This window comes from Reticulibacter mediterranei (assembly GCF_016587455.1).
In genome coordinates, this window is sequence record NZ_BNJK01000001.1 from 6,496,204 (window position 1) to 6,521,356 (window position 25,153).

The following is a 25,153-nucleotide window of genomic DNA, read 5'->3' on the forward strand; positions in this document are numbered from 1 at the left end:
TATATATCTTGCGTACTAGAGTGATACACCAGTACATTCACCCGGCCATCATATTGGTTTGCCTCTACTGTTTCCTGGTGTACCACTGCTAAAAAGATTGGTTACGCTAAGCCGTCTCGCTCAACAGCCGTATTGTACGAGATTCGTAGCAGAATACCGATGATAATATAGTTAACGACGATAGAGCTACCACCGTAACTGAGGAATGGTAGAGTCACACCGGTTAGCGGCATAAACTTGAGATTACCAGCGCTGATGACCAGCGTTTGAATAGCGAAAACCGAGGTCAGGCCAGCCGCCAGCAATTGTTGAAATGCATCAGAGGCTTCGATAGCGATGCGGTAGCCGCGATACACAATGAGTAGATAGAGGCCGATAATAGCGAAAAGACCTGAGAGGCCCAGTTCTTCGCCAAGCGCCGTCAGCACCATATCCGACTCAACCACCGGCACAAAACCCGCACCCGCTGGATGTCCCAGTCCCAGACCAGCACCAAGAATGCCGCCGCTGCAGAGCGCGATCAGCCCTTGCACGATCTGGCCGGCTCCGATAATGTTCTGGTAAGCATCGTCGCTGGCTTGCGTCCAGTTGACAACATCGATTTGTACAATGGCGAAGCGCGCACGTACATAGCTGAGCAGGCTATAGCCGATCAGGGCCAGGAAGATGAAGAGGCCCAGGCTGACGAGGACATAGGACAATTTTCCGCTGCCCAGGTACATCATGCAGAGGAACAGGCAATAGATCATCAACGCCAGTCCCAGGTCACGGACGATCAAGAAGAGGAGCAGCGATATGCCCAGCATCATCAGCAGTGGACCGAGTTGACGGAGCGGCGGGAGTCGCAGCCCGCCCAGACGCAGGTAGCCCTGAGCCAGAATATCGCGGTTTTCGCTCAGATAGCCAGCAAAGAAGATCACAATGGTAATCTTCAATAGCTCGGATGGCTGTAAGTTGAGAAAGCCCTGGATACCGAGCGAGTCACGAGTAGGATCGTTGGAGCGGAAGGTGAGAACACCTTTGATCAAGTTTGGGAGCAGAAACAGGAAGGTCGCGGCAATCCAGGTATATTTGTAACGACCGAGCCAGTTGACGTTGCGTAAGATGAACAGGGTGCCAATGCAGGCGACCAGCCCGATAATCACCCAGCGCAATTGGAAACCGCCGAGACCGGGGATGGGAGCCGGATTGAGATTGGGTCCGAGGCGCGTTGCCATCATCACGCCGATGCCACTGAGCAGACCGACGACGGGGAGCAATACCTGATCGGCTTTGCGGAAAAAGAAGCTCATGACAACATTGGCGACGACAAGGGCGGCGATCAGACCAATGGCTGGCGTCAGACCCTCCAGCGGTGGGAAGTTTTTAGGATTGAGCGAGGCGCGTTGATCCGTCGCATTGGCCACCAGAAACAACTGTGTGGTGGCTAGCACCAGAAGTAAAAAGGGAATGACCAGCAATCCTAATTCTTTCCAACGATATCCTCGGAAGCCTCCTGGCGATAGACTAGCCATGTATATAACACCTCTCTATTTGCTGCATGCACTCGACTGAACGCGAGGAAGTATCTAGAGAAACTGGCAAAGGATGCTCTGAGAGCCGGAGATCAAAAGGAGCATCTGCTTATTGAGTCAATTTAAACTGTATATATCCAACACGTACGATGTCGCCCCATTTTGCTGGCACGGGATCGCGGGCTGGCTGATTGTTGACGTAGGAGCCGTTCACGCTGCCTGCATCCTGCACATACCATGTACCGTTACGAAGCCAGAGGCGTGTATGTTCCGCCGAGATGAACTGGTCGGTAAGCTGAATCGTGTTGGTGGGACCACGCCCGATATTGGTCTGAGGCGCAAGGTCAAAACGCGTACCTGGCATGAGATTACTTGGGCCGCTATCGACAACAACGAGATGACCAAGTACCTGTGATGTTCGATTCCCTACCCCTTCGTTCGCAGCCGCCGTCTTCCTGAGATCACGCGTAATAGCGATCACTACCTGCATTAAAAAAAGGTAGAGAAGAATAATGAATAATAGCCTTAATATGAATAAAAAAGAATCTATTTGCAATGGCATAGATTAGATGTCTCACCTTCTCTGGAAGTAGAAATCGTAACTACCGATAGTGAAACGATCACCATTTTGTAATACATGCTGACGCATATGCGGTGTTGTATTGATCGTAATGCCGTTTGTGCTGCCAAGATCGAAAATGGCGAATTGACCGTCTGGTTGATATTTGATTTGAGCATGATAGCGTGAGACGCGCTTGTCTTCAACGATGATGTCGTTGCTGAGTTGACGGCCAATGTTGACGATGGGTTTTTCGATACGATAGGTTTGCTGCCCGGCCTGTGGCAACTGGATGGTGAGCCAGGCCTGCGGCATCGGTGGCGGCATGGCAGGTGCGCCGTGTCCGCTGGTGGGATGACCTGTTCCAGAGCCGGTTGGGATACCAGGGAGATTTTGTCCCTGTGGCAAGACGGCGCGCAACTGTGCCAGTTGTTCTGCGCTGAGTGCCTGTGTTGCCATCCCTCCATCCCCACTGCTACCTTGAATCTCCATTTCGACCTCGATACGGACCGAGCCAATGCCCAGCGAGGTGTCCGAATGCAGGCGGATCACAGGCATGGCACGGAGTGTATAATGACGATGCCGGGCAAATTCCACCAGATGAGTTTGCCAGTCGCGTACCAGAGTTGCCTGACCGGGCGCAAACTGCTGGTGATCTTTAATGCTCAGGTAGACATCATACACGGTAGGCGCGAGCCGACGGCCCTCGCCTTGCAGGAGGGTATTATCCTCCATCGCACGCTCCAGTTTGCGCTCCAACTCCACCGGTTCTATCCGTGAGGGGAAGAGACGTGCAAATGGTCCCTCGAATAAGCGCTGTATAAACGCCTCAAATTGGCCAAGAAGGTTCTGGCGAGCTTTCAATGGCTCACCCTCCTATCGCTTTGACTAAGAAGAAGATGTTGGCGAGCTTTCAACGGCTCACCCTCCTGTCGCTAAAATCTGACGCGCCTGCTCTGCATCAGCCGCGATTTGAGCTTTCAAAGCTTCGATATTCGGGAAACGTTGTTCGTCTCGCAAGCGCGTTATAAAATCGAGCACCAGATATTTCCCATAGAGGTCCAGATCGACATCCAGTAAGTGGGCCTCAACCAGAAGCTCTTTTCCATTAAACGTGGGCCGAATGCCAATATTGGTTACACCGTTATAGACGGGAGAACTGGTAGTCGCGTCACTTCCTACTCCATCCTGTACCCGAATACGAACGGCGTAGACGCCGTTAGCGGGTAACAGTTTGTGCGGGTCCAACTCCAGATTTGCGGTTGGGAAACCAATCTGGCGGCCTCGCTGATCGCCCTTTTTCACGATCCCACTCACTCGCACGGGATGGCCTAATAATTCGTTCGCCTCACTGATGCGCCCGTCGCTGACCAGCGCACGAATGCGAGTGCTGCTAATACGGGCATGTTCGGCCTCCTCTAGAGAAATAGCGCGGACGGTGATCTGATGTTCCTGTCCATAGTGTTCTAGAAAGGTGATGTTGCCCATGCGGTTGCGACCAAGACTGAAATCTGTGCCAACCACCAGCCCCTTGATCGTAAAACGCTTGCAGAGGTTATCCATAAATTGCTCGGCGCTCATCGTGGCGACTTCACGCGTGAAATGGATGACGATAGAATCGGTAATGCCGCTAAATTGCCGTAATAATGCCAGTTTTTCTTCGACCGTCGTAAGATATTGCACAAACATTTCAGGGCGTATGACCGTCAATGTATGCGGTGAAAAAGTTACCACCACCGGAGTACATTCAAGCGCCTGGGCCATAGCTTGTAGTTCATGCATCAAGCGTTGATGCCCTTTATGAATACCGTCAAAGTTGCCAATCGTAATGGCAATTGGTTTTTGATTCGTAATTGTTGTAGTGTATTCCATTTGTTATGTAAAGGGTATTCCTGCACAATTGCGTCTGAAAGTACCCATGCTCTAAATTTTTTTTGTCTGTACTGCCCCTATAGTACCACAGCCTTTGCACACTAGCAATAATAGTAGCCATTCATAGGGATCGAGGCATTCTCGATCCCGCGCCGCTTCTGGCAAGCCTATGAGCCGCTGAACACTTTCTTTGGCTGCCACTGCTGATGCTGGTGATCCCAGGTAGCAATGGCGAGAAAATGACCCTCTGTATCATAAATACGTGCAAGATCGGTGGTGGGTTGAGGATCTTCAGAGCGAAAGGCATTGCCATGCAGGACGCGAGCAATCGTAGCGGCATCCAGTGTCAGGGCCGTGTATTCCTGTAACACGCTATCTGGAGCGAAAAGATAGTTGGCAATTGTGCCTTGCTCGCTTGCTTCGGCCAGTTGCTCTAATGTGATACTGGTTGCCAGCGTGAAAGGGCCGCTGCGAGTGCGGATCAATGCCGAGAGATGTGCGCCGCAGCTCAGATATTCTCCCAGATCGTAGGCCAGCGAGCGAATATACGTCCCCTTACTGCATTCAACTGCCAGCGTGAGCTTCGGTGCGTCCCAGGCGAGGATTTGTAATTGATAAATTTCAATGCTGCGTGCCTCTAGCGTGATCTCTTCACCTGAACGGACACGTTTGTATGCGGGTTGCCCCTGGATTTTGATGGCCGAGTAGCGGGGAGGCGATTGCATTTGTAGCCCAAGAAAGCGTGGTAGCGCCTCCTCTATGCTGGCCTGTGTTAGATTGCCAGGGTCAGCTGTACGCGTAATGCTCCCTTCGGCATCGTAGGTGTCGGTGACGATGCCGAAGGTAATCTCTGCCTGGTATGCCTTGCCGCTCTCGCTAAGATATTCAGCAACCCGCGTACCATGACCAACGCAAATAGGTAAAACGCCGCTGGCGGCGGGATCGAGCGTACCAGCATGACCAACGCGCCGCTGATGCAACGTTTTGCGCACACGAGCCACGACATCATGTGAGGTCATGCTGGTTGCTTTATTGATGTTAAGAATCCCATCCATGTTTTTCTCTCCCAACCTCGACGCTTATTCTGTTTGAAACTCTTGTTTCAACACTGCCAGCACGAGCGGGATAGCCTCCTCCATCGGTTTGTTGATCGTTGCACCGGCTGCTCGCGCATGACCACCACCGCCCAGGTTTTTGCAGATGTTGGCGGCATTGTAGGGAGCCTCGCAGCGCAGGCTCAGACGGGTGATTGTGGGATCACCATAGTTTTTAAAGAAAGCGGCGATCTGCACCCCCTCAATGTCGCGCAGCATCCCGGAACAGTTATCATCCATTTCGGGGGTCGCGCCCGTCTCTGCCAGCACCTCGTCGGTTGCAGATGACCAGATCAGGCGGCCATTGCACTCTGTTTGTGCTCTGGCAATGACGGCGGACTGGAAGCGGGCCTGTGCCAGTGGTCGTGTGCGATACACGGGTTGCGCAATGGTAGCGGGCACAGCACCAGCTGCCAGCAAAATGGCGCTGGCCTGCATCGTGCGCGGAGTTGTGCTGGTGAATTGGAACGAGCCAGTGTCGGTGATAATGCCAGTGAGCAGGCAGAGTGCCGCCTCGGCATTGAGTGGAAGTCCCGTCTGTTGTTGAAACAATACCAGCAGTTCGCCGGTAGCGGCGGAAATAGGATCGATAATGTTGACCTGCCCACATCCGTCGCTGCTGATGTGGTGATCTATATTAAGAATGGGAGCGTGATCGAGGAAGGAGCGATGGCGCTCATAGAGGTCGCCAAAGCGCGTCAATTCGCCTGCATCCAGCGCGATGACCAGATCAAACTGCTCATCGCCCAGTGTGGTCTGGAGCGTTTCTACACCGGGCAGAAAAGAGAGCATCTTCGGGGCCGGATCTGCACAGGCGGGGATGCAGGTTTTACCGATAGCTTGCAGGACGTGAGCAAGCCCGAGCGCAGAGCCAATGCAATCTCCATCGGGATGCTGATGGGCGAGCAGGGCGATGCGCTGTGCTTGCTCTATCATCGTCATGGCCTGCTGAATCAGAGCCGGATCAATCTGTGGCGATAATTGTGTGGCGTCGTGTGTGTTCTTCATTCTCCCTCTGGATTGCTTGCTATTTCGCGATCTTCTTGCTCGACCTGATTAATCAGTGCGAGAATACGAGCGCCTTCCTCGATAGACGTATCAAGTTTAAACGCCAGCTCTGGCATATAGCGTAGCACCAGGCGTGTTGCCAGCTCGTGGCGTAAAAAGCCGGTTGCGTTCCTCAGCCCCTTCATAGTCTCTTTCTGCTCTTCCGGGCTGCCCATGACGCTGACAAAAATCTTGGCGTGGCGCAGATCACCACTGACCTCAACATGGGTAATGCTGGCAAAGCCGACGCGCGGATCTTTCACACGTGTTCGCAGCAGTTCACTTAGCTCTGCCGCAATCAACTCTCCCAGCTTCTCTTGCCTGTGGGGATTTGGCATGGTTCTGATCCTTTCGGATACTAGCAAAAAGGCATCTACAACGGCAACGCGCCGTATCGGGGAGGGGTTGCCCTTCCCCGATACGGGGCCGTTGTCATTGCACATGCCTTGCAATCTCGTTCTTTATGCTCCAGCTTTTACACGCTCTTGCGCATATGCTTCGATGATATCTCCAGCTTCAACCTCATTGTAGTCTTCGAGGAGAATACCACACTCGTAGCCAGTTAAGACCTCGCGTACGTCATCTTTGCCACGACGGAGGGATGCGATCTTCCCGTCGTAGACTTTTTCGTCCTTACGCAGTACGCGTGCCTGCGAGGAACGCGTGATCTTGCCATCGGTGATGCGGCAGCCAGCGATCAGTGTCTTGCCAGCTTTGAAGATCTGAACGACCTCTGCATGTCCCTCGATGACCTCCTGGAATGTTGGTTCCAGCATGCCAGCCAGGGCCGCTTGAATGTCATCGATCAGCTTATAGATGACATCGTAGTAGCGGATCTCGACGCCCTCTTTCTGGGCCTCGCGTTGCGCCGCGCCATCGGTCTTGACGTTGAAGCCAATCACGATAGCGCCAGAGGCGGCACCCAGGTGAACGTCGGTCTCGCTGATATTGCCGATACCCTCGCGGATCAGACGAACCTTCATGTTCTCTTCGCCGATCTTCGAGAGCGCGTTCTTCACAGCTTCAGCAGAACCCTGCACATCGCTCTTCAGCACCACATTTAGCTCTTTGACCTTGCCCTCCTGCATCTGTGTATACAGAGTATCAAGGCTGACCTGGCCGAGCGGGGCCGATTCGTTGCGCCGCTTCTCCGCTTCCTGTTGTGCGCGCTGTTTGGCTGTGCGCTCGTCGGCAACCACCTCTAGCTGATCGCCAGCTTGGGGGACTTCCGGCAGGCCCATGATGCTAACAGGCGTGCTGGGTGGTGCCTTCTGGATGCGCTTGCCACGATCGTTGAACATGGCGCGAACCTTACCAGCAGTCGTACCAACCAGGATGTTGTCGCCCATCTTGAGCGTTCCCTGCTGAACCAGCACCGTTGCCAGTGGGCCGCTGTTCTTCTCCAGCTTGGCCTCGATAATGACGCCGGTTGCGGGACGGTTGGGATTGGCGCGAATATCCTGTAGCTCTGCCACCAGCAGGATGTAGTCGAGCAGATCGTCGATGCCGATATTCTTTTTCGCGGAAATGGGGACGCAGACGGTATCACCGCCATATTCCTCAACCAGGAGGCCGATATCGGCAAGCTGCTGCTTGACGTGATCAGGATTCGCATTTGGCCGATCGATCTTATTAAGTGCGATGATGATTGGCATTTTCGCCGCACGTGCGTGATCGATAGCTTCACGCGTTTGTGGCATCACACCATCATCAGCCGCGATAACGATAATCGCAATATGCGCTACCTGAGCGCCGCGCGCACGCATCGCGGTAAAGGCCTCGTGACCAGGGGTATCCAGGAAGGTGATTTTCTTCCCGTTAACCTCGACCTGATACGCGCCGATGTGCTGCGTAATGCCACCTGCTTCACCATCAGCAACCTTCGTCTTACGAATGGTGTCGAGCAGAGATGTTTTTCCATGATCGACGTGACCCATAATGGTGACAACCGGTGGGACGCTGATGGTCTGCTCGTCGCTGCGAGCGTTTACCATCGCCTCGCTTGCAGAGAGCTGGCGTTCGCCGTTGCCCGTCGTTGCTGATGAGTTTGTCGCTGCCGTCTGGCTTGGCTCGAAACCAAGATCCTGAGCGATCAGTGCTGCTTTTTCGTACTCCACCACCTGATTGATATTTGCAAAGATGCTGTGTTTAATCAGCGTGCGAATGATCTCGTTTGGCGTGGTTTGCAACAGATCGGCCAGATCTTTGACGACGATCTGTGGTGGGAGAGAAACTGGTCCGGTTGGTTTCTCTTTTACGGCTGCTGCACGTCGCTCCGCTCGTTGGGCTGGAGACTGACGCGGAGGAGCTGAGCGACCTGAACCTGAACGGCCTGGCCCTGAGCGACCCGGGCCGCCTGTATGTGTGGGCGCGCCAGGACGCGTGGCTGTGCCACCCCCGGTATTGCGCTGTCCGTATCTCTGCCCTCCAGCGGGATGTGACCCCTGTTGTGGACCCGTCGTACCGCCCGAAGCTGGGTAGCGTTGCTGCTGGGGAGCGTGCGTCGTATGCCTCTGCCCGTTCCCGCCAGGACGCTGCTGTGCAGGCCGCGCAGGTGCAGTTGCTCCTCCGCTTGCCTGATTGGTTGCCGGGCGCTGCTGGGCCTGCCCTGTTGCGTTGTTAGTGTTTGGATGTGAACGTTGGGTGGTATATGAATTATTAGAGCGTTGTCCATAATTGCCTCCACCACGTTGCGAACCACCAGATGAATGTTGCTGCTGACCCTGTGCCGGACGCGCATGGGGAGCAGGTGTAGACGTTGCCGTAGTACTATTCTCGTTTCCGTTATGCGGACGTGTATTTTCGTTTCCGCTATGAGAACGTGTCTGGCCCTGTTGATTGGGGGAACGACGCCGAGGTGCCGGTCTTGCTTCCTGTTCTTGATTGCCTGGTACAGTGCCTTCTGGTTTAGAGCGGGCCGTTGTCGTTCTCGATCTAGGGTTTACCGATTTTGCCTGCTCGGTACCATCTGTAAAATCAGATGTGTCTCTCATGAAGAAGACTCCCTTCTATCATATGATGCGCCTCAATGGTTGGCGACGGAAATCTCTCTTCACAGCCATAGAAAAGGTCTGTCACCCCTTCCATTTTATAGAGGAGAGGGAGACAGACCCTCGTTGGTGCAGTGCCAGGCGTATATTCGTCTGCGCTCTCTGGCGTTAGTGGCTATGTTTATTTAATCATAGCTTCGCTCCGCAAACATTCGCTGCTACAACTGCCCTTTAGACGAGGGGCTGTGTCTCTATAAAGAGTAGAGATAAAACGACGACACATTGTTCAATCCTCATCCAACCTGAAGATTGGATGCCAGTATTGAAGACTGCCTGCCCTCCCGGTGGAGGGCAGAAAAACTACATGGCGATTGCTAAAATTGTGAACTGATTACTTATCAAACGTCTGACGAGCAACCGCCAGACTCGTGGATACTATAGCTTACTTGATGAATCCTTGCAACGTATGACAGTTCGATTTCGCCAGGATACTCTGACGCAAACTACGTACCTTATTATACACTATTTTGAAAGTATTACCCCGATGAATATTTTTTCTAGCCAACTTTAGTCAGTGGGCAGCGTTGCCACGTATGCCTCCAGATTGGCGCGGTCTTCATCGGAGATCGCTATTTCAAATTCGTGTTCGAGACGCTTGCTTTTCAGGGCATTTTTCCAGCAAGTGAGACGAGCGCAGAGATACGCTCCGCGTCCCGATTTCTTGCCGGTATCATCGATGAGTACATGCCCATCGGGTGTCCGCACAACGCGCAAAAGCTCGCGCTTGGATTTCGTTTCCCGACAGGAGATGCAGGTGCGCAAAGGGACATGTTTTGGTCGTTTTGTCTGTTTACTTGCCGTTTTTACCATCTCTCCCCTTGCTCTCTATCATAATTATGCCTGTTGCGATGGCCCCCACCGCGTTTGTTGTTGCCGCCCTCGTGACGACGTTCCCGGCGAGACGAGGTGACAGCTTCTTGCGTGTCCTCCTGGATCTCTTCGTAGACCTCACCTTCTGCCGGTTTGGTGACATCGACGCGCCAGCCGGTAAGCTTGGCGGCCAGACGTGCATTTTGTCCGTCTTTTCCTATGGCGAGAGACAACTGCTTCTCTGGAACGGTGACGAGCGCGGTATGATCTGACTCGCGTAGTTCCACTTTCAGTGGCTTCACCGGACTCAGCGAATGTCCCACGAATGTTGCCGGATCAGGACTCCACTGGATGATGTCAATTTTCTCTTCATTTAGCTCGTGAACGGTATTATTGATGCGTGATCCTCGCACACCGACGCATGAGCCGATCGGGTCCAGCCCTTCTTGCCGTGAAACAACAGCTACCTTCGTGCGGCTACCCGGTTCGCGTGCAATGGCTTTAATCTCGACAGTTCCCTCATAGATTTCTGGAACCTCCGACTCAAACAAGCGGCGAACAAGGTCGCGGTGCGTGCGCGAAACCAGGATCTGTAGCATCCGTCCCTGCACCCGGCGTACATCATAGACATAGACGCGGATGCGCTGCCCTGTACGATAGCGCTCGGTCGGCACCTCTTCGCTGGGAGGCATGATACCCTCAATTTTGTCGGTCTTATCGAGGTCGAAATCAAGCAGCCAGCCGCGAACGGGATCTTTGCGCGTGAGAGTGCCAAGACGGATTTCACCAACCCAATTTTTTATCTGCTCATAGAGGTGTTCGTGTTCTGCCTCACGGATACGCTGCAAGATAACCTGTTTCGCTGTTTGCGTAGGAATACGTGCGAAGATGAATGAAGAATCAACATCGACAAACTGTCCGAGGGCCGCTTTCGGATAAAGACGCTGTGCCTCTGCCAGAGAGATCTCCTCGTTTAGATCTTTGACCTGGGCTACGACACGCTTGGATGCCCAGACGTGTACTTCTCCATTCTTATCCACCTCAATGCGGACATTCTCACCGCCACCAAAACTCTTGCGGTACGCCGCTAGTAGGGCGGTCGCAACCGTCTCCATTACCACTTCGCGGGGTAGTCCCTTTTCGGCAATCAGTTGTGCGATAGCCGCCTGAAATTCGCTCCTCATATGCCTTATTCCTCCCGCTGGTGCCCAGTAGAAACGACATCAATTTTTCGTGTGCAAAGAAAAAAAGTCTCTGGCAAACAGAAAAGTGGACGGATGCCCACTTTTCTCAAAAAAGTTTCTCAATTCTGCTTGTATTATATCATGGAATATTTATTTTGTAAATCAGACGGCCAGCATGATCGCCTTGCTGAATGCTTCCACATCTACAGTAAATAACGTTCTCTAGCTCCTTTTTATTCCATATTGTGTTATTCTGTCTGACATTGTAGAGCTAACCGTCCTTGTGGAACCGGGTTATGATATACTCCTTATTGATTAGCCCTGTTAGTTTAGTGTTGATCCGTGAATATAAAGGAGTACCACCTATGGCTGTTACTCATGTCAACGAGGACGAGAAAGCACTGATCGAGGCAATTCGTGAACTGGCGCAGGAACGCGTGGCACCGCGCGCCGCCGAGATTGATCATACAGCGCAATTTCCCTGGGATATCAAAGAACTGCTGGCACAACAGGATATCCTGGCGATGCCCTTTCCCACTGAGTATGGCGGTGTGGGAGCAAGCGAGCTGGCAATTGTGATGGCGATTGAAGAGCTGGCCCGTTGCTGCGCCACCACCAGCCTCATCCTGGCCGCACAACAGCTGGGCGCTCTCCCTATCATGTTGGCTGGCACCGATGAGCAAAAACGCACATATTTTCCACGCCTCGCCAGTGGCGAATGGTTGGCAGCTTTTGGGTTGACCGAATCTGGCTCCGGCTCTGATGCGGCAGCAATGAAAACCCGTGCCGTGCGGCAGGGCGATAAATATATTCTTAATGGCTCCAAGCGCTTCATTACAAACGGTGGCCTCGCTCACGTTAATTCGATCTTCGCCCTGACCGATCCCAATGCCGGCACGCGCGGCATCAGCGCTTTTATCGTGGAAGACGACTTTCCAGGCTTTGCGGTTGGGCGCGTCGAAGACAAGATGGGGATCAAGGGATCGCAAACCGCCGAGTTGATCTTTACGGATTGTGAGGTGCCGGCTGAAAATTTGCTTGGGCGCGAGGGCGACGGCTTTAAGATTGCTATGATGACGCTGGATCGCACACGGCCCGGCATCGGCGCTCAAGCTCTGGGCATTGCTCAGGGGGCACTTGATCTGGCCGTCTCTTACTCCAAACAGCGCGTCCAGTTCAATCGTCCAATCGCCGAAAATCAGGGCATTCAGTTTATGTTGGCGGATATGGCAACGAAAGTCGAGGCGGCTCGTTTGCTGGTCTATAATGCGGCAGAGATGATTGATCGTGGCGATGTGAGCTTTGGCAAATATTCCGCGATGGCAAAGATGTTCGCCTCCGATGCCGCCATGTCCGTTACCGGCGATGCCATTCAAGTACTCGGCGGTTATGGGTACATGAAAGAGTATCCTGCTGAGCGGATGATGCGCGATGCCAAGATCACCCAGATCTACGAGGGGACCAACCAGATTCAGCGCCTCGTGATTGCGCGTGCGCTTCTCTCGGAAGCCCTCTAATGCTAATGTGAGCATGGTTGAGTGGGCGCGATAGATAATCGCGCTCATTTTTTATGTCTATAAATTGAGCAGGGAGGGTATGTAAAAAATGGAATTAGTAATTTTTATTGGCCTGCAAGGTTCTGGCAAAAGTACCTTCTATCAAAAACACTTCGGGGAAGACTATGCATATGTGAGCAAAGATTTGTTGCAAAATAACAGGCGGCCAGCAAGGCGGCAACTGCAACTGATTGAGGAAGAGCTTCAGGCCAATCGCTCGGTCGTCGTTGATAATACTAATCCAACGCTAGAAGATCGTGCCGTGTTAATTCAACTGGGGCAACAGTATGGTGCTACGGTGATCGGGTATTATTTTGTACCAGAGGTAAAAAAGAGTCTGGAGCGCAATCAGCTGCGGGTCGGCAAAGAACGCGTGCCCAATATCGCCATTTTTGCAACTGCAAAGAGGCTCGTACGTCCAATATATGCAGAAGGATTTGCTCAGCTTTTTTCTGTGCAGGCCTGTGACGATTTCACGTTTGAGATTTCCGAGTGGCAAGAACACGATACGAGAGGATCAAGCGGATGACGATGAAAGATACAGGGAGGTGGCTTGTCGCGGGAGCGCTCCTCATGCTGTTCATCAGCGGGTGCGGCTATCGCGCCAATGCTTCCATGACCGTGCCCAGACCAACCGCCTCTTCTGGCACAACCCCTACTACAACAGCTCATGCAGGCATCGTCAACGCTCCTGTCACCACGACCGGCTGCGGAAAAGCTGCCCCTGCTGCGCCTGGAACGTCGGTTGATCAGACGATAAGCTCAGGAAATATCCCGCGCAAATATCGGCTCCATGTGCCTGTGGGCTATGATCCCCAGCGACCGGCACCGTTGGTGCTTAATATTCACGGTCACGGCGGAACGGCGAGCTGGCAGGAGCGCAATACAAGCTATTCAGTGCTGGCTGATCAGCAGCATTTTCTGGTGGTCTATCCGCAGGGCACGCTTGGGTCTGATAGAAAGACAGGCTGGGCAACCGGCGGGAGGATCACTCCCCATGTTAATGATGTCTTATTCTTCAGCGATCTGTTGACGGCGCTACAGCAACAGTTATGTGTGGATGCTCATCGCATCTACGTTACAGGGATGTCTAACGGTGGCGGCATGACAAATTTGCTGGCCTGTCAGATGGCAGGGCGTATCGCTGCTGTCGCGCCGGTCGCAGCAGCGATTTACCGCATTGTTGGGGGATGTCATCCGACGCGACCGATACCATATCTGGAATTTCACGGGACAAGCGATCCGATAGTCTATTACAATGGTGGCCCCGCTCCGGGCTTTTTGCCAGTGATGCAAACAATGCAGGGATGGGCAGAGCGCGACGGCTGCACTGGTAGCCCCACGATTTTTTTTCAGCGGGCCGATGTTACCGGCTTTCAATGGACCAGTTGTCAGGGCGGCGCGATGGTGGAGCATTATCGTATTCAGGGTGGAGGTCACGCCTGGCCCGATGCGACGATGCCCTCTCCTAACGGCGTCGTCACCCGTACGATCTCGGCAACGACCGCTGGCTGGCAATTCTTCCAGCAATATCGCTTGCCCTGATCAATGTTGGGAAGGCAGCGTCGCTTCATACTCTGCTATAAATTCCGTGAAGTTGTACGCAGGTTGATATCCCAACATCTGCTCTGCCTTTTGAATAGCATAGACTCGATCAATCTTTGCAGGCAGTTGCCAGTCATAGCGCGCGAATAGCTGATCTATATCGGGAACATAGCGGCGCAATACGACTGGAACATTGTGGAACAACTGGGTCGTGTCGCTTTGCTGGAAGGGAGAGCGCGCAGCAATATTGAATGTATCGCAATGGATCTGCTGATTGGTGACAGCCAGCATATGGGCTGCAGCCACATCGCGTACATCCACGCCTCGATACAGTCGGTAGATTGCCAGCAAGTCCGGGGGTTGCGCGAAAAAGCGTCCAACGCGCAGGCAGATAGTGGGCAGGCCCATATGCAGAGCAAAGTGATAGCAGAGCTTTTCGGCCATGATTTTTGTGTGATCGTAGATATCGCGTGGGCGCGGTTGAAGATCTTCAGTCACCCAGACCGCTTGACCGGACGGCACTATTGCATGGCCGTAGAGCGAGGTAGTACTTGTGTAGACGAAACGCTGAATACCAGCCTGGAGACCCGCTTCCAGCAAATTGAGCGTGCCAGTCACGTTGGTTTCGATGAAGGATTGTTGAGAATGTGTGGCGATATGAGGATGGTGCAGTGAGGCGATATGAATGATGGCGTCCATGCCTTTTGCAAGGTAAAACAACGTTGTTCGATTGCTGATATCGACAATATGCTGCGTCCATTTCCCGGGTATCCTATCGATGCCAACCGGTTCATGCTTGACCGCAAGCTGTTCAGCGATAGTCGCTCCAAGTTGTCCCGAACTACCCGTAATCAGAACTCGCATGATCTCTATCCTTCCTGTGTCGCCGATCGATTTATCGCGCAAAAGCAGAAATGCGCGATAAATCGATCGACGACGATGCGAAAAGCGTGTTATCCTTCCGTTCCATACTGCCAGGAATGTTGATACGCTACCTGTTCCGGGCTAAGCGTATCGAGCTTGATGTCAAGCGCCTGCAATTTCAATTGAGCAACGCGCTCGTCGATATCTGAGGGCACATCATAGACGCCCGGCGCAAGCTGATGTTGTGCGTTCAGCAGGTAGTGCGTACAGAGCGCCTGATCGGCAAAACTGAGATCCATGACGGCGGCTGGGCTGGCTTCGGCTGCGACCTGTCCAACTAAGCGGCCCTGAGCTAGCAGGTAGACCGCGCGACCATTGGGAAGCTGATACTCGCTGAGATGCTCGCGAACCTCCTGCTCTCCGGTGGCAATCTGGCGCAATCCTGCCACGTCAATCTCAACGTCGAAATGGCCGGAGTTGGCAAGCAATGCACCGTCTTTCATTGCCAGGAAATGTTCGGGGCGAATCACGCCAGCCATGCCGGTAGCAGTCACAAAGATATCGCCAAGCGGGGCGGCCTCGGCCATCGATAAGACTTGCAGGCCGTCCATCACCGCTTCAAGCGCCCTGATTGCATTGATCTCACACACAATCACGCGGGCCCCCATGCCACGAGCACGCATAGCGATGCCTCGTCCACACCAGCCATAACCTGCAACGACCAGGGTTGCACCTGCCAGGAAGGTGTTTGTCGCTCGGAGGATGCCATCGATGGTATTCTGCCCGGTCCCGTAGCGATTATCAAAGTAGTGCTTGGTCGGCGTATCGTTCACGGCGATCACGGGGAAGCGCAATAATTTATCGGCCGCGAGCGCTCTGGCGCGTACAACTCCACTGGTTGTCTCCTCGATACCAGCAACCACGCTTCCTCCTGCCGGGCTGTTGTGCAGCGCAATGATAAGATCAGCGCCATCATCCATCACCAGATGCGGATCGATGGCGAGCGCTTGTTTGATGTGGCACTGATAGGTCGGCAGATCCTCGCCATATTGAGCATAGACATGGATGCCATCTTCCACCAGTGCTGCACAGACATCATCTTTTGTGGACAACGGATTAGAAGCACTGAGCGCTATCTCTGCTCCTCCTGCCTGAAGAGCGGAGAGCAGCACGGCTGTCTCGGTGGTGATATGGAGCGAGGCGGCAATGCGCTTGCCGCGAAAAGCCTGCTCGGTGGCAAACTCTTCCTTGAGTTGATTGAGAACTGGCATATGACGAGATGCCCATTGGATGCGCTGATGGCCGCGTTGGGCCAGCGCGAGATCACGAATATCGTAACTCACGAATTATCCCTTTCATTTGCTATTGTCGGGCCACTATTAAGTTTGGAGAGTTAGGCGACGCGATGGCCGCCGTTGGTCTTCCACAGTCGACGCTGTTTGCGCTCCTCCCAGGCCAGCCAATCATCTTGATGTGATGGCATGGCAGAGGGAAGCGCTGGCAACGGCGTAGCAAAACCCATGAGGCGTTGATGCGCGAAATAACCGCCAAACACAGCGAGTAGTGCTGTGTTAGAACTCACCACTGCCTGAGATGATGTCGCCAGCATTCCTGCCAGCGCTTCCTGTTCATCGCGGAGGAGCAGAATCGTCTCCGCTGCCTGCATGCTCTGTTCGACGCGCGTATATTGATGGATGACGCAACCACGCTCCTGCGCTGCAATGAGCAGATGAGCGAGTTCCGCTTGAATATGCGCCGGCGCCGCCAGAGTTATGGAAGTATGAGCCTGCTCGATCATGTTTTGCACCCTTGCCAGCACATGCTGCGGGCCACGCACGACCCAGAACTCGCCACTGCTATCAGTTCTGCTCAGGGCGGCAATTGAGGTGGTGAGCGCGTTGAGCGTTGCCTCCATCGTCGAGCGAACGTGAGAGAGGAATTGTTGTGGCTCCTGTGCGCTATAGCGTGGCGGATCGCCAGGCTGCACAAGCGCCAGTCCCTTCTCCGTCAATCGCTCCATAATTTCGTAGCTGCGCGAGAGAGGCACCTGCGAGTATTTTCCCACTTCATAGCCTGTGAGTGGTCCCCGCGAGAGCAGGGTATAATACGCCTCGGCCTCGTATTTGTTTAATCCGAGTTGTTGTAACAGTTCAACTGTCGTCATTGCTATCTCCAAATTAGTAACCCCTGTGATGGTTACTAGTGTACACGGAAACTCTGGAAATTGCAAGCAAACGGTTGGGGATTGTCAACAGGCGGGAAAAAGTGGATGATTGCTATCAGAGGGCTATGCCCACCGAACATGCTATCTATGAGCGGTGGGCACAGTGTGAGTCAGGTCGGGGCGGAGCACTCCTAACACTTCGCGTTTGAGGGCGAGAAATTCTTCGCTCAACACGAGATGATCCCAGGTGCGCGGTCGGGGCAGCGTAATGGGAAATTCTGCCGCGATTCTGCCAGGGCGAGCGCTCATGACGATAACGCGGTCGGCAAGCAGAATCGCCTCTTCGACATCATGTGTGATGAAAAAGACGGTCGATTGCATCGTTTGCCAGAGATCGAGCAGAAAGCTTTGCATATCGTTGCGCGTCTGAGCATCCAATGCGCCGAACGGTTCGTCCATCAGGAGGATTTTGGGCGAGACAATCAGGGCGCGGGCAATTGCATTAGCGAGTTCATCAGCGCCCGTTTCTGCCGTTTGAGCTGGGTGAGAGTATGTCTCGTTGTCTTGCGTTGTCATGTTTTACCTCGCAAAAAGAAGGGCGCTATACTTCAAGAAAAAGCTCCTGATTATCGACCGTCAAGGCATAGGTTTTGACGCGTAGACGCTCCGGGGCCGCTACGCAGGTGCCATTGGTGACATCGAAGCTAAAGCCATGCCAGGGACAGCGTAGAAGCTCACCCTCTCGTTCATAGTGAAACGCCTCTCCGGGCTGGCTGGCCCTCGTCTCGCCGACCAGTGCACCATCGCCGAGCGCCGCATGCTGGTGGGGGCAACGACCATAGATCGCGTGAAATTCACCTTGCTTGCTATGCACGACCACAATGGGGAGATTTTTGATGGTATAGCTCCGTTTCTCCCCGCGTGGGATATCTTCTATGTGGCAGACGCGATATCTCATAAGTCCGCTCCTAGCTTGCGCGCATAGAGATCTCGGGCGTTTTCGTAGAGGATGCGGCGGCGCAAATCGGCGGGCAATTCTGCCGGGATGGACTCTTCGGGTGCGTCGAAGTCCCAATGGGGATAATCGGTTGAAAAGACAAAGAGCCGGTCCGTGCCGAGCATATCGATCAGCCGCAGCCAGTTAGCGGCGCTAAAATCCTCTGTTGGTTGCGTCGAGAATTTCACGCGCTCAAGGATATGTTTGGAGGGAAGTTGCTTCACCCAGGGAATTTCCAGATGCAGCGATCGATAGTTCTGATCAAAGCGCCAGAGCAGGTGGGGGAGCCAGCTAAAGCCACTTTCGATAATGGCAAATTGTAGCTCCGGGAATTTGTCGAAAACGCCGTTGCAGACAAGGCTCGTCAGCATCGACATGGCTCCCTGTGAAACGTTAACGTGCCATTCGATATAATAGCGACCCTTCCCCAGCGTACTTTTGAGCGGATCTGAATGGTGGAAGGCTACTACCAAGTTGTGACGTTGGGCTGCTTCAAAAATGGGATGGTAAAAGGGATCGCCGTATGCATCGCGACCGATGGGCAAAAGCACCTGTATCACTGTGGAATTGATTGAGAGATTAGCATATTGAGAGCATAGTATAAAAAAGGTTTGAGGAGTAGTTTTGCAAGAAATTGTATTGTTACAATCAACGGAGAATGAGCGAACAAATATCGCCCTCCGAGCCACAATTGGCATTTTCGAGCAGGCCTTTCCGGGGCAGATACGGGCCTGTTATATCGAAGGCAGTTATGCCGATCAGAGCGCCGTCTTCACCAGTGATATTGATCTGGTTATCGTTTTGAAAGGGGAGGCAAGCGGAGGGCAAAAACGAGCCGATGCGCTGGCCCGGCATTGTTGCGCGCTGAGTGCCGTTGAGTTAGATATCGGCGTTGCGGATGAAAACACGTTGGCGGTTGGCGTGCCTCCCTATTTCAAAATGGGGAGCCTGCTCATCTATGGAGAAGACATTCGCGATGAGCTGCCGCTGGTCTCTTTGCCACAATGGACCCGCGATCGCATGCATAGCTCGCTCTGGCGCACCGTCCATCTATTCAATCGTCCGACAGTGATACAGTATCCGCTGGATTATCCTGATCCTCTCGACGAGTTCTACGGCTATGACCGTCGCAAACTCCGCCTGCCTGATGGTAAAGAGGTGAATTGTACCAGAGATCTCATCCGGCTAACAGGTTGGTCAGCGACGGCTCTGTTGGCATATCGAGCCGGGCGGTACGTGACGCGGAAAAGCGAGTGTTACAGGGCATATCAGGAGAGCTTTCAGGACGAGTGGGGGCAACTGTTGGAGGATATCTATATCTATTGTCGGGGTAAATGGCACTATCTCCTCCCAGCGGACCATGCCGAGCGCCGCAAACTGCGCGAGATTTGTGCAAGAACCCTGGCTTTTGAGAATTATTTCTTGCTTGTCTATAAAGAGTTTCTCCTGTCCGAATTACAGGCAGAGGATGTAGAGGGAAGGCGTATGGCGTTGTGGGTGTTAGATCGAATTGCATATCAAGATGAGGAGATAGAGCTTGCTGTGGCGTTGGCGAAAAGCGCTGGATGACCGCAAATATGGGAGAGGCGATGGCTGGTCCTCGCCCGGCTTCCCAGGGACGTGGGGACAGAAAACAGGCGAGGACCAGCCATCGCCTCTCCCATATTCGGGTAGCGCTCGCCGCTCCATTTATTGATGGCATCAATGAGCGAAAATCAGCTAACTAACCGGTTTGTTTTCTCGCACCAGCACCTTGTCGATGCGCCTGCCGTCCATATCGACGATCTCAAAAACGAAATTATCGATCACTACTTTATCGCCAACCACAGGGATCTTGCCGATGTGGGCCAGGATCATACCAGCCAGCGTGTGATAGTTGGGATGTTCATTCGCTGGGAGAGACGGCATGCCCAGCTTTTCACGAACCGTCTCCTGATCTGTCATGGCATCAACCAGCCAGCTACCATCGTCGCGCCGGACAAAGGCGTTGTTTTCAGGTTGATCGTATTCGTCTTGAATCTCTCCCACCAGTTCTTCCAGCACGTCTTCCAACGTGACGAGACCGATTACTTGACTGTATTCATCGATCACAATAGCCAGGTGAATGCCTTTGCGCCGGAAAGTGGTCAGCAGATCGTCTACATGCTGATATTCGGAGACAAAGAACGGGGGGCGAGCCAACTTGCGCAGATCCACGTCGCCGCCTTGCGCGCGGGTTTGCAACAGATCTTTGGCATATAGCACGCCAACGATGTTATCAAGCGAATCTTCGTAGAGGGGGAGGCGGCTATTGCCGGAACTGAGAAAGGTCTCGATCACGGCATCCAGCGGCGTGTCTACCTCAATCGCTGAAATTTCGGTGCGCGGCGTCATGATTGTGTTCACTGGGCGGTCCGTAAAGCGGAAGATGCGCTCAATAAACTCTTCCTCCCCTGCTTCGACGGCACCACTTGAGGTCGCCTCATGAGTAAGATAGACGATATCTTCTTCTGTGACCTCTTGCGAACGTTTGACATTTTGCCCAAGTAGCCGCAAAACCAGATTAGAAGAAAAGGTCAACATTGCTACAACCGGACTGGCAATCTTCGATAGCGTCACCATAAACGGCGCAACCAGCGTGGCGATGCGCTCGGCTGTTTGGAGCGCAAGGCGCTTGGGGACCAGTTCGCCAAGTATCAGCGAGAAATAGGTGATAAGGACAACCACACTGCCCAGCGCCAGTGTGTTTGCGTAAGGGGCAAGCGGCGGAATGGTTGTGAACCATTTTGCGAGGGGGCCGCTGATGCTGGCACCACCGAAAGCGGCGGCCAGCGTGCTGATGAGTGAAATGCCAATCTGGACGGTTGAGAGGAAGCGGTCGGGATTTTCTGCCAGATCAAGCGCCTGTTGTGCGCCTTTCTTGCCCAGATCTGCCTGCTGTTGCAGACGGCCACGACGCGCGGACACAATCGCAATCTCGGAGGCGGCAAAGAAACCATTGGCCAGGATCAGCACAAAGATGATGATGATTTCGACGCCCATAAAATCAGCCATAATGATATGAATATCCTTTGCAAAATGGTATGTGCATGCGAATGAAAGATTTCTTATCGCCGTTATATTCTAACATAGCAAGCGTCCCGCTGAAAAACTGTTCAATCGCGAAAATGTCAATATAAGGCGTATCTTAGAGGCCAGCGTGTCGCCTGCCACGCAAGCGGGCCCGGCTGGTATTTTGCTCCGTTTGTTGGGCCGTTGCGTGATTGGCGATAAGTGCAAGAGTAGCGAGAAAAACCTGCATTTCATCTGAACCCACAAGTTCGGCCCATTCTTTCTGTAATTGAAGGGTAGCTGAGCTTGCTACTTCGTATGTTAACCAGCCGCGCTCACTGAACTGGACAAGTGTGGCCCGACCATCATGAGCGTCGGGAACGCGCTCCACATACCCTCGCTCTTCTAGATAGTCTATCAGATAGATGGCCGAAGCTTTGGCAATGCCTGCACGATCTGCCAGTTCGCTAACATGAAGACCGTGCGGAACAAGGTTTCTAAAGATGGAGAGGTGGGCTGGGCGAATATCTTCAAATCCTGCCTGATGTAGAGAGGAAAGAATGCAATTAAGTATAGCCTGCAAGACGGTATTTATATGTAGCCCCATTAAAGAAACGTCTGGATGTTGATTGGAAGTCATGGTTTTTGTCTCCTGACCCTTGACAAACTAGGTAGATTTTCTTACTATTCTATCATAATAGATTTTGGTAGAAAATCTACCTAGTTTGTCAGGAGAGATAGGAGAAAATTGATGAGTACCGCATCATTTGATCAGACACAATATAAACTTGCGCAACGCCAGAGTTGGGATAGTGTAGCTTCTGGTTGGCTTACCTGGTGGGAGACATTTGAACAGGCAGGGCAGACTGTTAGCGATCATCTGATTGCCCTGGCTCGAATTGCACCCGGCCAGCAAGTGCTTGATATTGCCACTGGCATTGGAGAGCCTGCTATGACTGCTGCTCGTCAGGTCGGCCCGACAGGGGGTGTAACTGCTTTCGACCTATCTCCACAAATGGTGATGATAGCCCGGGAGCGAGCGGCTGCTCTTGACATACAGAATATCGTTTTTCATGCAGGTGATGCTGAACAGCTTGATCTACAGGAGGCCTCTTTTGATGCTATATTGTCTCGTTGGGGAATGATGTTTTTCTCCAATCTTGTCCCCACATTGGATAGTATGCGGCGGAGATTGAAAAGAGGTGGTCGATTGGCTGCGGCCGTCTGGAGTACGGCGGAGAGAGCACAAGTTGCCAGCCTACCTTTGATAGTTATAGGTCGGCATATTCAATTGCAACCACCAGCGCCAGGAACACCTGGTCCTTTTAGCCTGGCTGATATCGGACACATTGACTAATGCTTTTGTACAAGCTGGTTTCGCTGATGTGCAATGTGAACCAATGACCGTTTTATGGGAGTTCACCAGAGCTGAAGACTTTACATGCTTTCATCAGGACATAGCTCCTCCTATTAAAGCTATGATTGCTCATTTGAGTTCTGAACAACAAGCGAATATATGGCGTGAGATTACGGAAGCAGCTCGGCTTTATACCATAGCGGATGGAAGAGTCCGGGTGCCGGGAGAAATCATTTGTGTGGTCGGGCAACGCCAGCAGTAGGATGATCTAGAAGAAGGTATGGCATTATCAAGAGGAGTGATGCCATACCTTCATTTTGCGAAGTGCGTGTACTATTTCTTGTCAATCGCCTGAGCGATAATTTCCGAAATGTCCTCGATCTTGAGCTTTTCTTCCGCCTCTACGCCTTTGACTCCATCCTCAAACATCGTGATGCAGAAGGGACAGGCGGCAGCCAGCACTTCGGCATTGGTTGCTAGCGCCTCGTTCACGCGGGTCTGGTTGATGCGCTTGCCGATCTTCTCCTCCATCCAGGCACGACCGCCACCACCGCCACAACAGAAGCTCTTGTTACGGTTTCTGCCCATCTCTGTAACGCCGTTGCTATTAAGAACGGTCAGCACCCGGCGCGGCTCGTCGTAGACATCGTTGTAGCGTCCGATGTAGCAGGGATCGTGATACGTGAGCTTGCGTTTATCGAAGCCTTCGGGTAGGTTCAGCTTGCCATCGGAGAGCAGCTTATCAATAAACACAGTATGGTGTACAACATCATAGTTGCCGCCAAGCTGCGGATACTCATTTTTGATGGTATTGAAGCAATGGGGCAGGCCGTGATGATCGTGCGATGCTTCTCGACATGATCTTCAGTCTGTCCATTCTGCTCGTGACTGTCGGCAGCCGTGTTAAAGCCATAACCGTTGAGCGTCTCGATATTCATCTGTGCCTGCATCTGCCACAGATATTCGTTGCCGATGCGCCGCGCAGGATCGCCCGTGCAGGATTCCTCTGGACCCAGGATGGCGAAGTTCACGTTGGCGGCTTTCAGAACTTTGGCAACCGAGGTTGCAACCTGTTTGTTACGCTGATCGAACGATCCCATGCAACCGACCCAGTAGAGCACGTCGGCGTCGGGATTCTCACCCATCAGCGGAATATCCAGGCTGGCTGCCCAATCAGCGCGCGTATCGTTGCTGATCTCCCAGGGGTTGCCGTTGCGCTCAATGTTGTTAAACAGCGACGTAACCTCAGATGGAAAATCGCTCTCCTCCATCACCAGCGAGCGGCGCATATCGATGATCTTTGGCACATGCTCGATGGAGACGGGGCAGATCTCCATGCAGGCCATACAACTGGTGCAGGCCCACAGCGCATCTTTGGAGATGATCCCGCCAATCATTGGTTCGTGATGCGCTTCCTGCTCTTCCGCTGTTTTGTCGGCTTTGATGCCTGCAATTCCCAGCTTGCTATAGAGCGTATGCTCGCCGAGAATTGCATCGCTTTGCACAAAGAGCGCCTCTTTGACACCCAGAATGATCTCTTTCGGAAAGAGCGGCTTGCCCGTATTAGTGGCGGGGCAAACCGTGTTGCAGCGCCCGCACTCGGTACAGGCATAGCCATCGAGCAGTTGCTTCCAGGTGAATTGCTCGGCTTTGGAGACCCCGTAGTCCTCGCGCTCTTCGAGATCCTCCAATAGCGGCAACGCGCCCTTTGGCTGGTAGCTGCGGAAAAAGACGTTGAACGGAGTTGCCAGCAGATGCAGGTGCTTGGAGCGTGGCAGGTAGATCAGGAAGCCCAGCACCGTCAGCATATGCAGCCACCAGAAGCTACGATAGGCGATGGCACTCGTTTCTGTGCCGGCGTTTCTAATGACGGGAGAAAAAAACGCGCCCATTGGCGTCCAGGCCGCGCCATTGCTGGCGACGTACTCGAAGCTCTCGACAAGGGCCAGCGTCGCAATCACCAGAAAGATCAGGCCCAGGATGATATAGCCGTCCCAGGGACCGTGCAGGAAGCTCTTGAGCTGGGCCGGGTGAAACACCGCCCGGCGAATGGCGAAAAGGATCAGTGCGATCAGGACGAGGACGATAAAGGCATCCAGCAGGGCCGCGAAGACATGGTTGTCGCCCAGCAGCGGCAGGGAGCTATTGAATGCTCCCAGGATCAGATTGAGCAGACCGAACTGGATAATGATAAAGCCCCAGAAGGTGAAAAAGTGGGCAATACCAGGAAGAGGATCGCGGAGCACACCTCTCTGGCCCAGCACCATCAGGAAGAAATCACCGATACGCTCATCGATGTGGTCGTTGCGCTTCTCCTTTCGGGCCTTTGCCAGCAATGTGACCAGCTCACCAACGCGAAGGCCGAAGAGGATGAGCGCGGCCAGGAAGATGATGATAAAGATCGTTGTGCCGATCCATCCTCCGGTCGGCGAGATTGCAGGGGGCGTCATAATGCGAAACCTCCGTCTAGAAGCTGGACGGCGCGGTTGTTGTCGTGGCAGGCGATCATG

The 25,153-nt window shown here is 53.2% G+C and carries 26 protein-coding genes; 6 read left to right on the forward strand and 20 right to left on the reverse strand.

The genetic code is table 11. The annotated features are described in order from the left end of the window. Positions 1–101: 101 nt before the first annotated feature. The 10 genes from K3T83_RS28150 to nusA form a co-directional block, all read right to left on the reverse strand. A complete protein-coding gene (locus K3T83_RS28150; protein ID WP_220206239.1) occupies positions 102–1,514 on the reverse strand; it encodes an FtsW/RodA/SpoVE family cell cycle protein in 1,413 nt (470 codons plus the stop codon). 109 nt (positions 1,515–1,623) lie between these two features. Further along, positions 1,624–2,076 (reverse strand): FHA domain-containing protein, encoded by a 453-nt coding sequence (locus K3T83_RS28155; protein WP_220206240.1) that lies wholly within the window; start codon positions 2,074–2,076, stop codon positions 1,624–1,626. Positions 2,077–2,088: 12 nt separating this feature from the next. Continuing rightward, entirely contained in the window at positions 2,089–2,937 is an 849-nt protein-coding gene (locus K3T83_RS28160; RefSeq protein WP_220206241.1) for a DUF3662 and FHA domain-containing protein, read from the reverse strand. A 57-nt stretch (positions 2,938–2,994) separates the two neighbouring features. Next, entirely contained in the window at positions 2,995–3,945 is a 951-nt protein-coding gene (locus K3T83_RS28165) for a bifunctional riboflavin kinase/FAD synthetase (protein WP_220206242.1), read from the reverse strand. Positions 3,946–4,112: 167 nt separating this feature from the next. Next, a complete protein-coding gene (truB, locus tag K3T83_RS28170; protein WP_220206243.1) occupies positions 4,113–5,000 on the reverse strand; it encodes a tRNA pseudouridine(55) synthase TruB in 888 nt (295 codons plus the stop codon). Positions 5,001–5,024: 24 nt separating this feature from the next. Then, complete coding sequence (locus K3T83_RS28175) at positions 5,025–6,047, reverse strand: DHH family phosphoesterase (RefSeq protein ID WP_220206244.1); 1,023 nt, start codon at positions 6,045–6,047, stop codon at positions 5,025–5,027. Further along, positions 6,044–6,424, reverse strand: a complete 381-nt coding sequence (rbfA, locus tag K3T83_RS28180; RefSeq protein ID WP_220206245.1) for a 30S ribosome-binding factor RbfA — start codon at positions 6,422–6,424, stop codon at positions 6,044–6,046. Before rbfA ends, K3T83_RS28175 begins: the two co-directional genes overlap by 4 nt. A 123-nt stretch (positions 6,425–6,547) precedes the next feature. Then, complete coding sequence (infB, locus tag K3T83_RS28185; RefSeq protein ID WP_220206246.1) at positions 6,548–9,079, reverse strand: translation initiation factor IF-2; 2,532 nt, start codon at positions 9,077–9,079, stop codon at positions 6,548–6,550. A 564-nt stretch (positions 9,080–9,643) separates the two neighbouring features. Continuing rightward, positions 9,644–9,946, reverse strand: coding sequence for an RNase P modulator RnpM (gene rnpM, locus K3T83_RS28190; RefSeq protein ID WP_220206247.1), 303 nt, complete (start codon positions 9,944–9,946; stop codon positions 9,644–9,646). Further along, positions 9,940–11,130: a transcription termination factor NusA gene (gene nusA / locus K3T83_RS28195; protein ID WP_220206248.1), complete on the reverse strand. Its 1,191-nt coding sequence runs from the start codon at positions 11,128–11,130 to the stop codon at positions 9,940–9,942. The genes rnpM and nusA overlap by 7 nt, the downstream gene beginning before the upstream one ends. 365 nt (positions 11,131–11,495) lie before the next feature. On the opposite strand from nusA, the gene K3T83_RS28200 reads away from it, so the two are divergent. From K3T83_RS28200 to K3T83_RS28210, 3 genes are all read left to right on the forward strand, one after another. Continuing rightward, complete coding sequence (locus tag K3T83_RS28200; RefSeq protein WP_220206249.1) at positions 11,496–12,647, forward strand: acyl-CoA dehydrogenase; 1,152 nt, start codon at positions 11,496–11,498, stop codon at positions 12,645–12,647. Between the two features lie 88 nt (positions 12,648–12,735). Further along, positions 12,736–13,215, forward strand: a complete 480-nt coding sequence (locus tag K3T83_RS28205) for an ATP-binding protein (protein WP_220206250.1) — start codon at positions 12,736–12,738, stop codon at positions 13,213–13,215. Next, positions 13,212–14,231, forward strand: coding sequence for an extracellular catalytic domain type 1 short-chain-length polyhydroxyalkanoate depolymerase (locus tag K3T83_RS28210; RefSeq protein WP_220206251.1), 1,020 nt, complete (start codon positions 13,212–13,214; stop codon positions 14,229–14,231). Before K3T83_RS28205 ends, K3T83_RS28210 begins: the two co-directional genes overlap by 4 nt. On the opposite strand, the gene K3T83_RS28215 is transcribed toward K3T83_RS28210, so the two are convergent. From K3T83_RS28215 to K3T83_RS28240, 6 genes are all read right to left on the reverse strand, one after another. Next, on the reverse strand, positions 14,232–15,095 hold the full coding sequence (locus K3T83_RS28215; protein WP_220206252.1) for an NAD-dependent epimerase/dehydratase family protein: 864 nt from the start codon (positions 15,093–15,095) through the stop codon (positions 14,232–14,234). Between the two features lie 89 nt (positions 15,096–15,184). Further along, positions 15,185–16,438, reverse strand: a complete 1,254-nt coding sequence (locus K3T83_RS28220; RefSeq protein WP_220206253.1) for an adenosylhomocysteinase — start codon at positions 16,436–16,438, stop codon at positions 15,185–15,187. Between the two features lie 50 nt (positions 16,439–16,488). Next, a complete protein-coding gene (locus K3T83_RS28225) occupies positions 16,489–17,259 on the reverse strand; it encodes a TrmB family transcriptional regulator (protein ID WP_220206254.1) in 771 nt (256 codons plus the stop codon). A gap of 141 nt (positions 17,260–17,400) precedes the next feature. Beyond that, the gene (locus tag K3T83_RS28230) at positions 17,401–17,835 is read right to left on the reverse strand and encodes a hypothetical protein (protein ID WP_220206255.1); all 435 of its coding nucleotides are present in this window, start codon (positions 17,833–17,835) and stop codon (positions 17,401–17,403) included. Positions 17,836–17,860: 25 nt separating this feature from the next. Beyond that, positions 17,861–18,217 carry a Rieske (2Fe-2S) protein gene (locus tag K3T83_RS28235; RefSeq protein ID WP_220206256.1) on the reverse strand — a complete coding sequence of 119 codons (357 nt, stop codon included), beginning with the start codon at positions 18,215–18,217 and terminating at the stop codon, positions 17,861–17,863. Beyond that, on the reverse strand, positions 18,214–18,816 hold the full coding sequence (locus tag K3T83_RS28240) for an amidohydrolase family protein (protein ID WP_220206257.1): 603 nt from the start codon (positions 18,814–18,816) through the stop codon (positions 18,214–18,216). The genes K3T83_RS28235 and K3T83_RS28240 overlap by 4 nt, the downstream gene beginning before the upstream one ends. Positions 18,817–18,880: 64 nt before the next feature. Between K3T83_RS28240 and K3T83_RS28245 the strand changes: the two genes are divergently transcribed. Together K3T83_RS28245 and K3T83_RS28250 are read left to right on the forward strand one after the other, a co-directional pair. Continuing rightward, complete coding sequence (locus K3T83_RS28245; protein ID WP_220206258.1) at positions 18,881–19,825, forward strand: nucleotidyltransferase domain-containing protein; 945 nt, start codon at positions 18,881–18,883, stop codon at positions 19,823–19,825. Beyond that, complete coding sequence (locus K3T83_RS28250; RefSeq protein ID WP_220206259.1) at positions 19,822–19,983, forward strand: hypothetical protein; 162 nt, start codon at positions 19,822–19,824, stop codon at positions 19,981–19,983. Before K3T83_RS28245 ends, K3T83_RS28250 begins: the two co-directional genes overlap by 4 nt. On the opposite strand, the gene K3T83_RS28255 is transcribed toward K3T83_RS28250, so the two are convergent. Together K3T83_RS28255 and K3T83_RS28260 are read right to left on the reverse strand one after the other, a co-directional pair. After that, a complete protein-coding gene (locus tag K3T83_RS28255) occupies positions 19,976–21,289 on the reverse strand; it encodes a hemolysin family protein (protein WP_220206260.1) in 1,314 nt (437 codons plus the stop codon). The genes K3T83_RS28250 and K3T83_RS28255 overlap by 8 nt on opposite strands. Positions 21,290–21,422: 133 nt before the next feature. After that, positions 21,423–21,926, reverse strand: coding sequence for a MarR family winged helix-turn-helix transcriptional regulator (locus K3T83_RS28260; RefSeq protein ID WP_220206261.1), 504 nt, complete (start codon positions 21,924–21,926; stop codon positions 21,423–21,425). A 111-nt stretch (positions 21,927–22,037) separates the two neighbouring features. Between K3T83_RS28260 and K3T83_RS28265 the strand changes: the two genes are divergently transcribed. Continuing rightward, positions 22,038–22,643 carry a class I SAM-dependent methyltransferase gene (locus tag K3T83_RS28265; RefSeq protein WP_220206262.1) on the forward strand — a complete coding sequence of 202 codons (606 nt, stop codon included), beginning with the start codon at positions 22,038–22,040 and terminating at the stop codon, positions 22,641–22,643. Between the two features lie 333 nt (positions 22,644–22,976). On the opposite strand, the gene K3T83_RS28270 is transcribed toward K3T83_RS28265, so the two are convergent. Next, entirely contained in the window at positions 22,977–23,396 is a 420-nt protein-coding gene (locus K3T83_RS28270) for a (Fe-S)-binding protein (RefSeq protein ID WP_220206263.1), read from the reverse strand. After that, positions 23,360–25,093 (reverse strand): 4Fe-4S dicluster domain-containing protein, encoded by a 1,734-nt coding sequence (locus K3T83_RS28275; RefSeq protein ID WP_220206264.1) that lies wholly within the window; start codon positions 25,091–25,093, stop codon positions 23,360–23,362. The genes K3T83_RS28270 and K3T83_RS28275 overlap by 37 nt, the downstream gene beginning before the upstream one ends. Between the last annotated feature and the right edge of the window lie 60 nt (positions 25,094–25,153).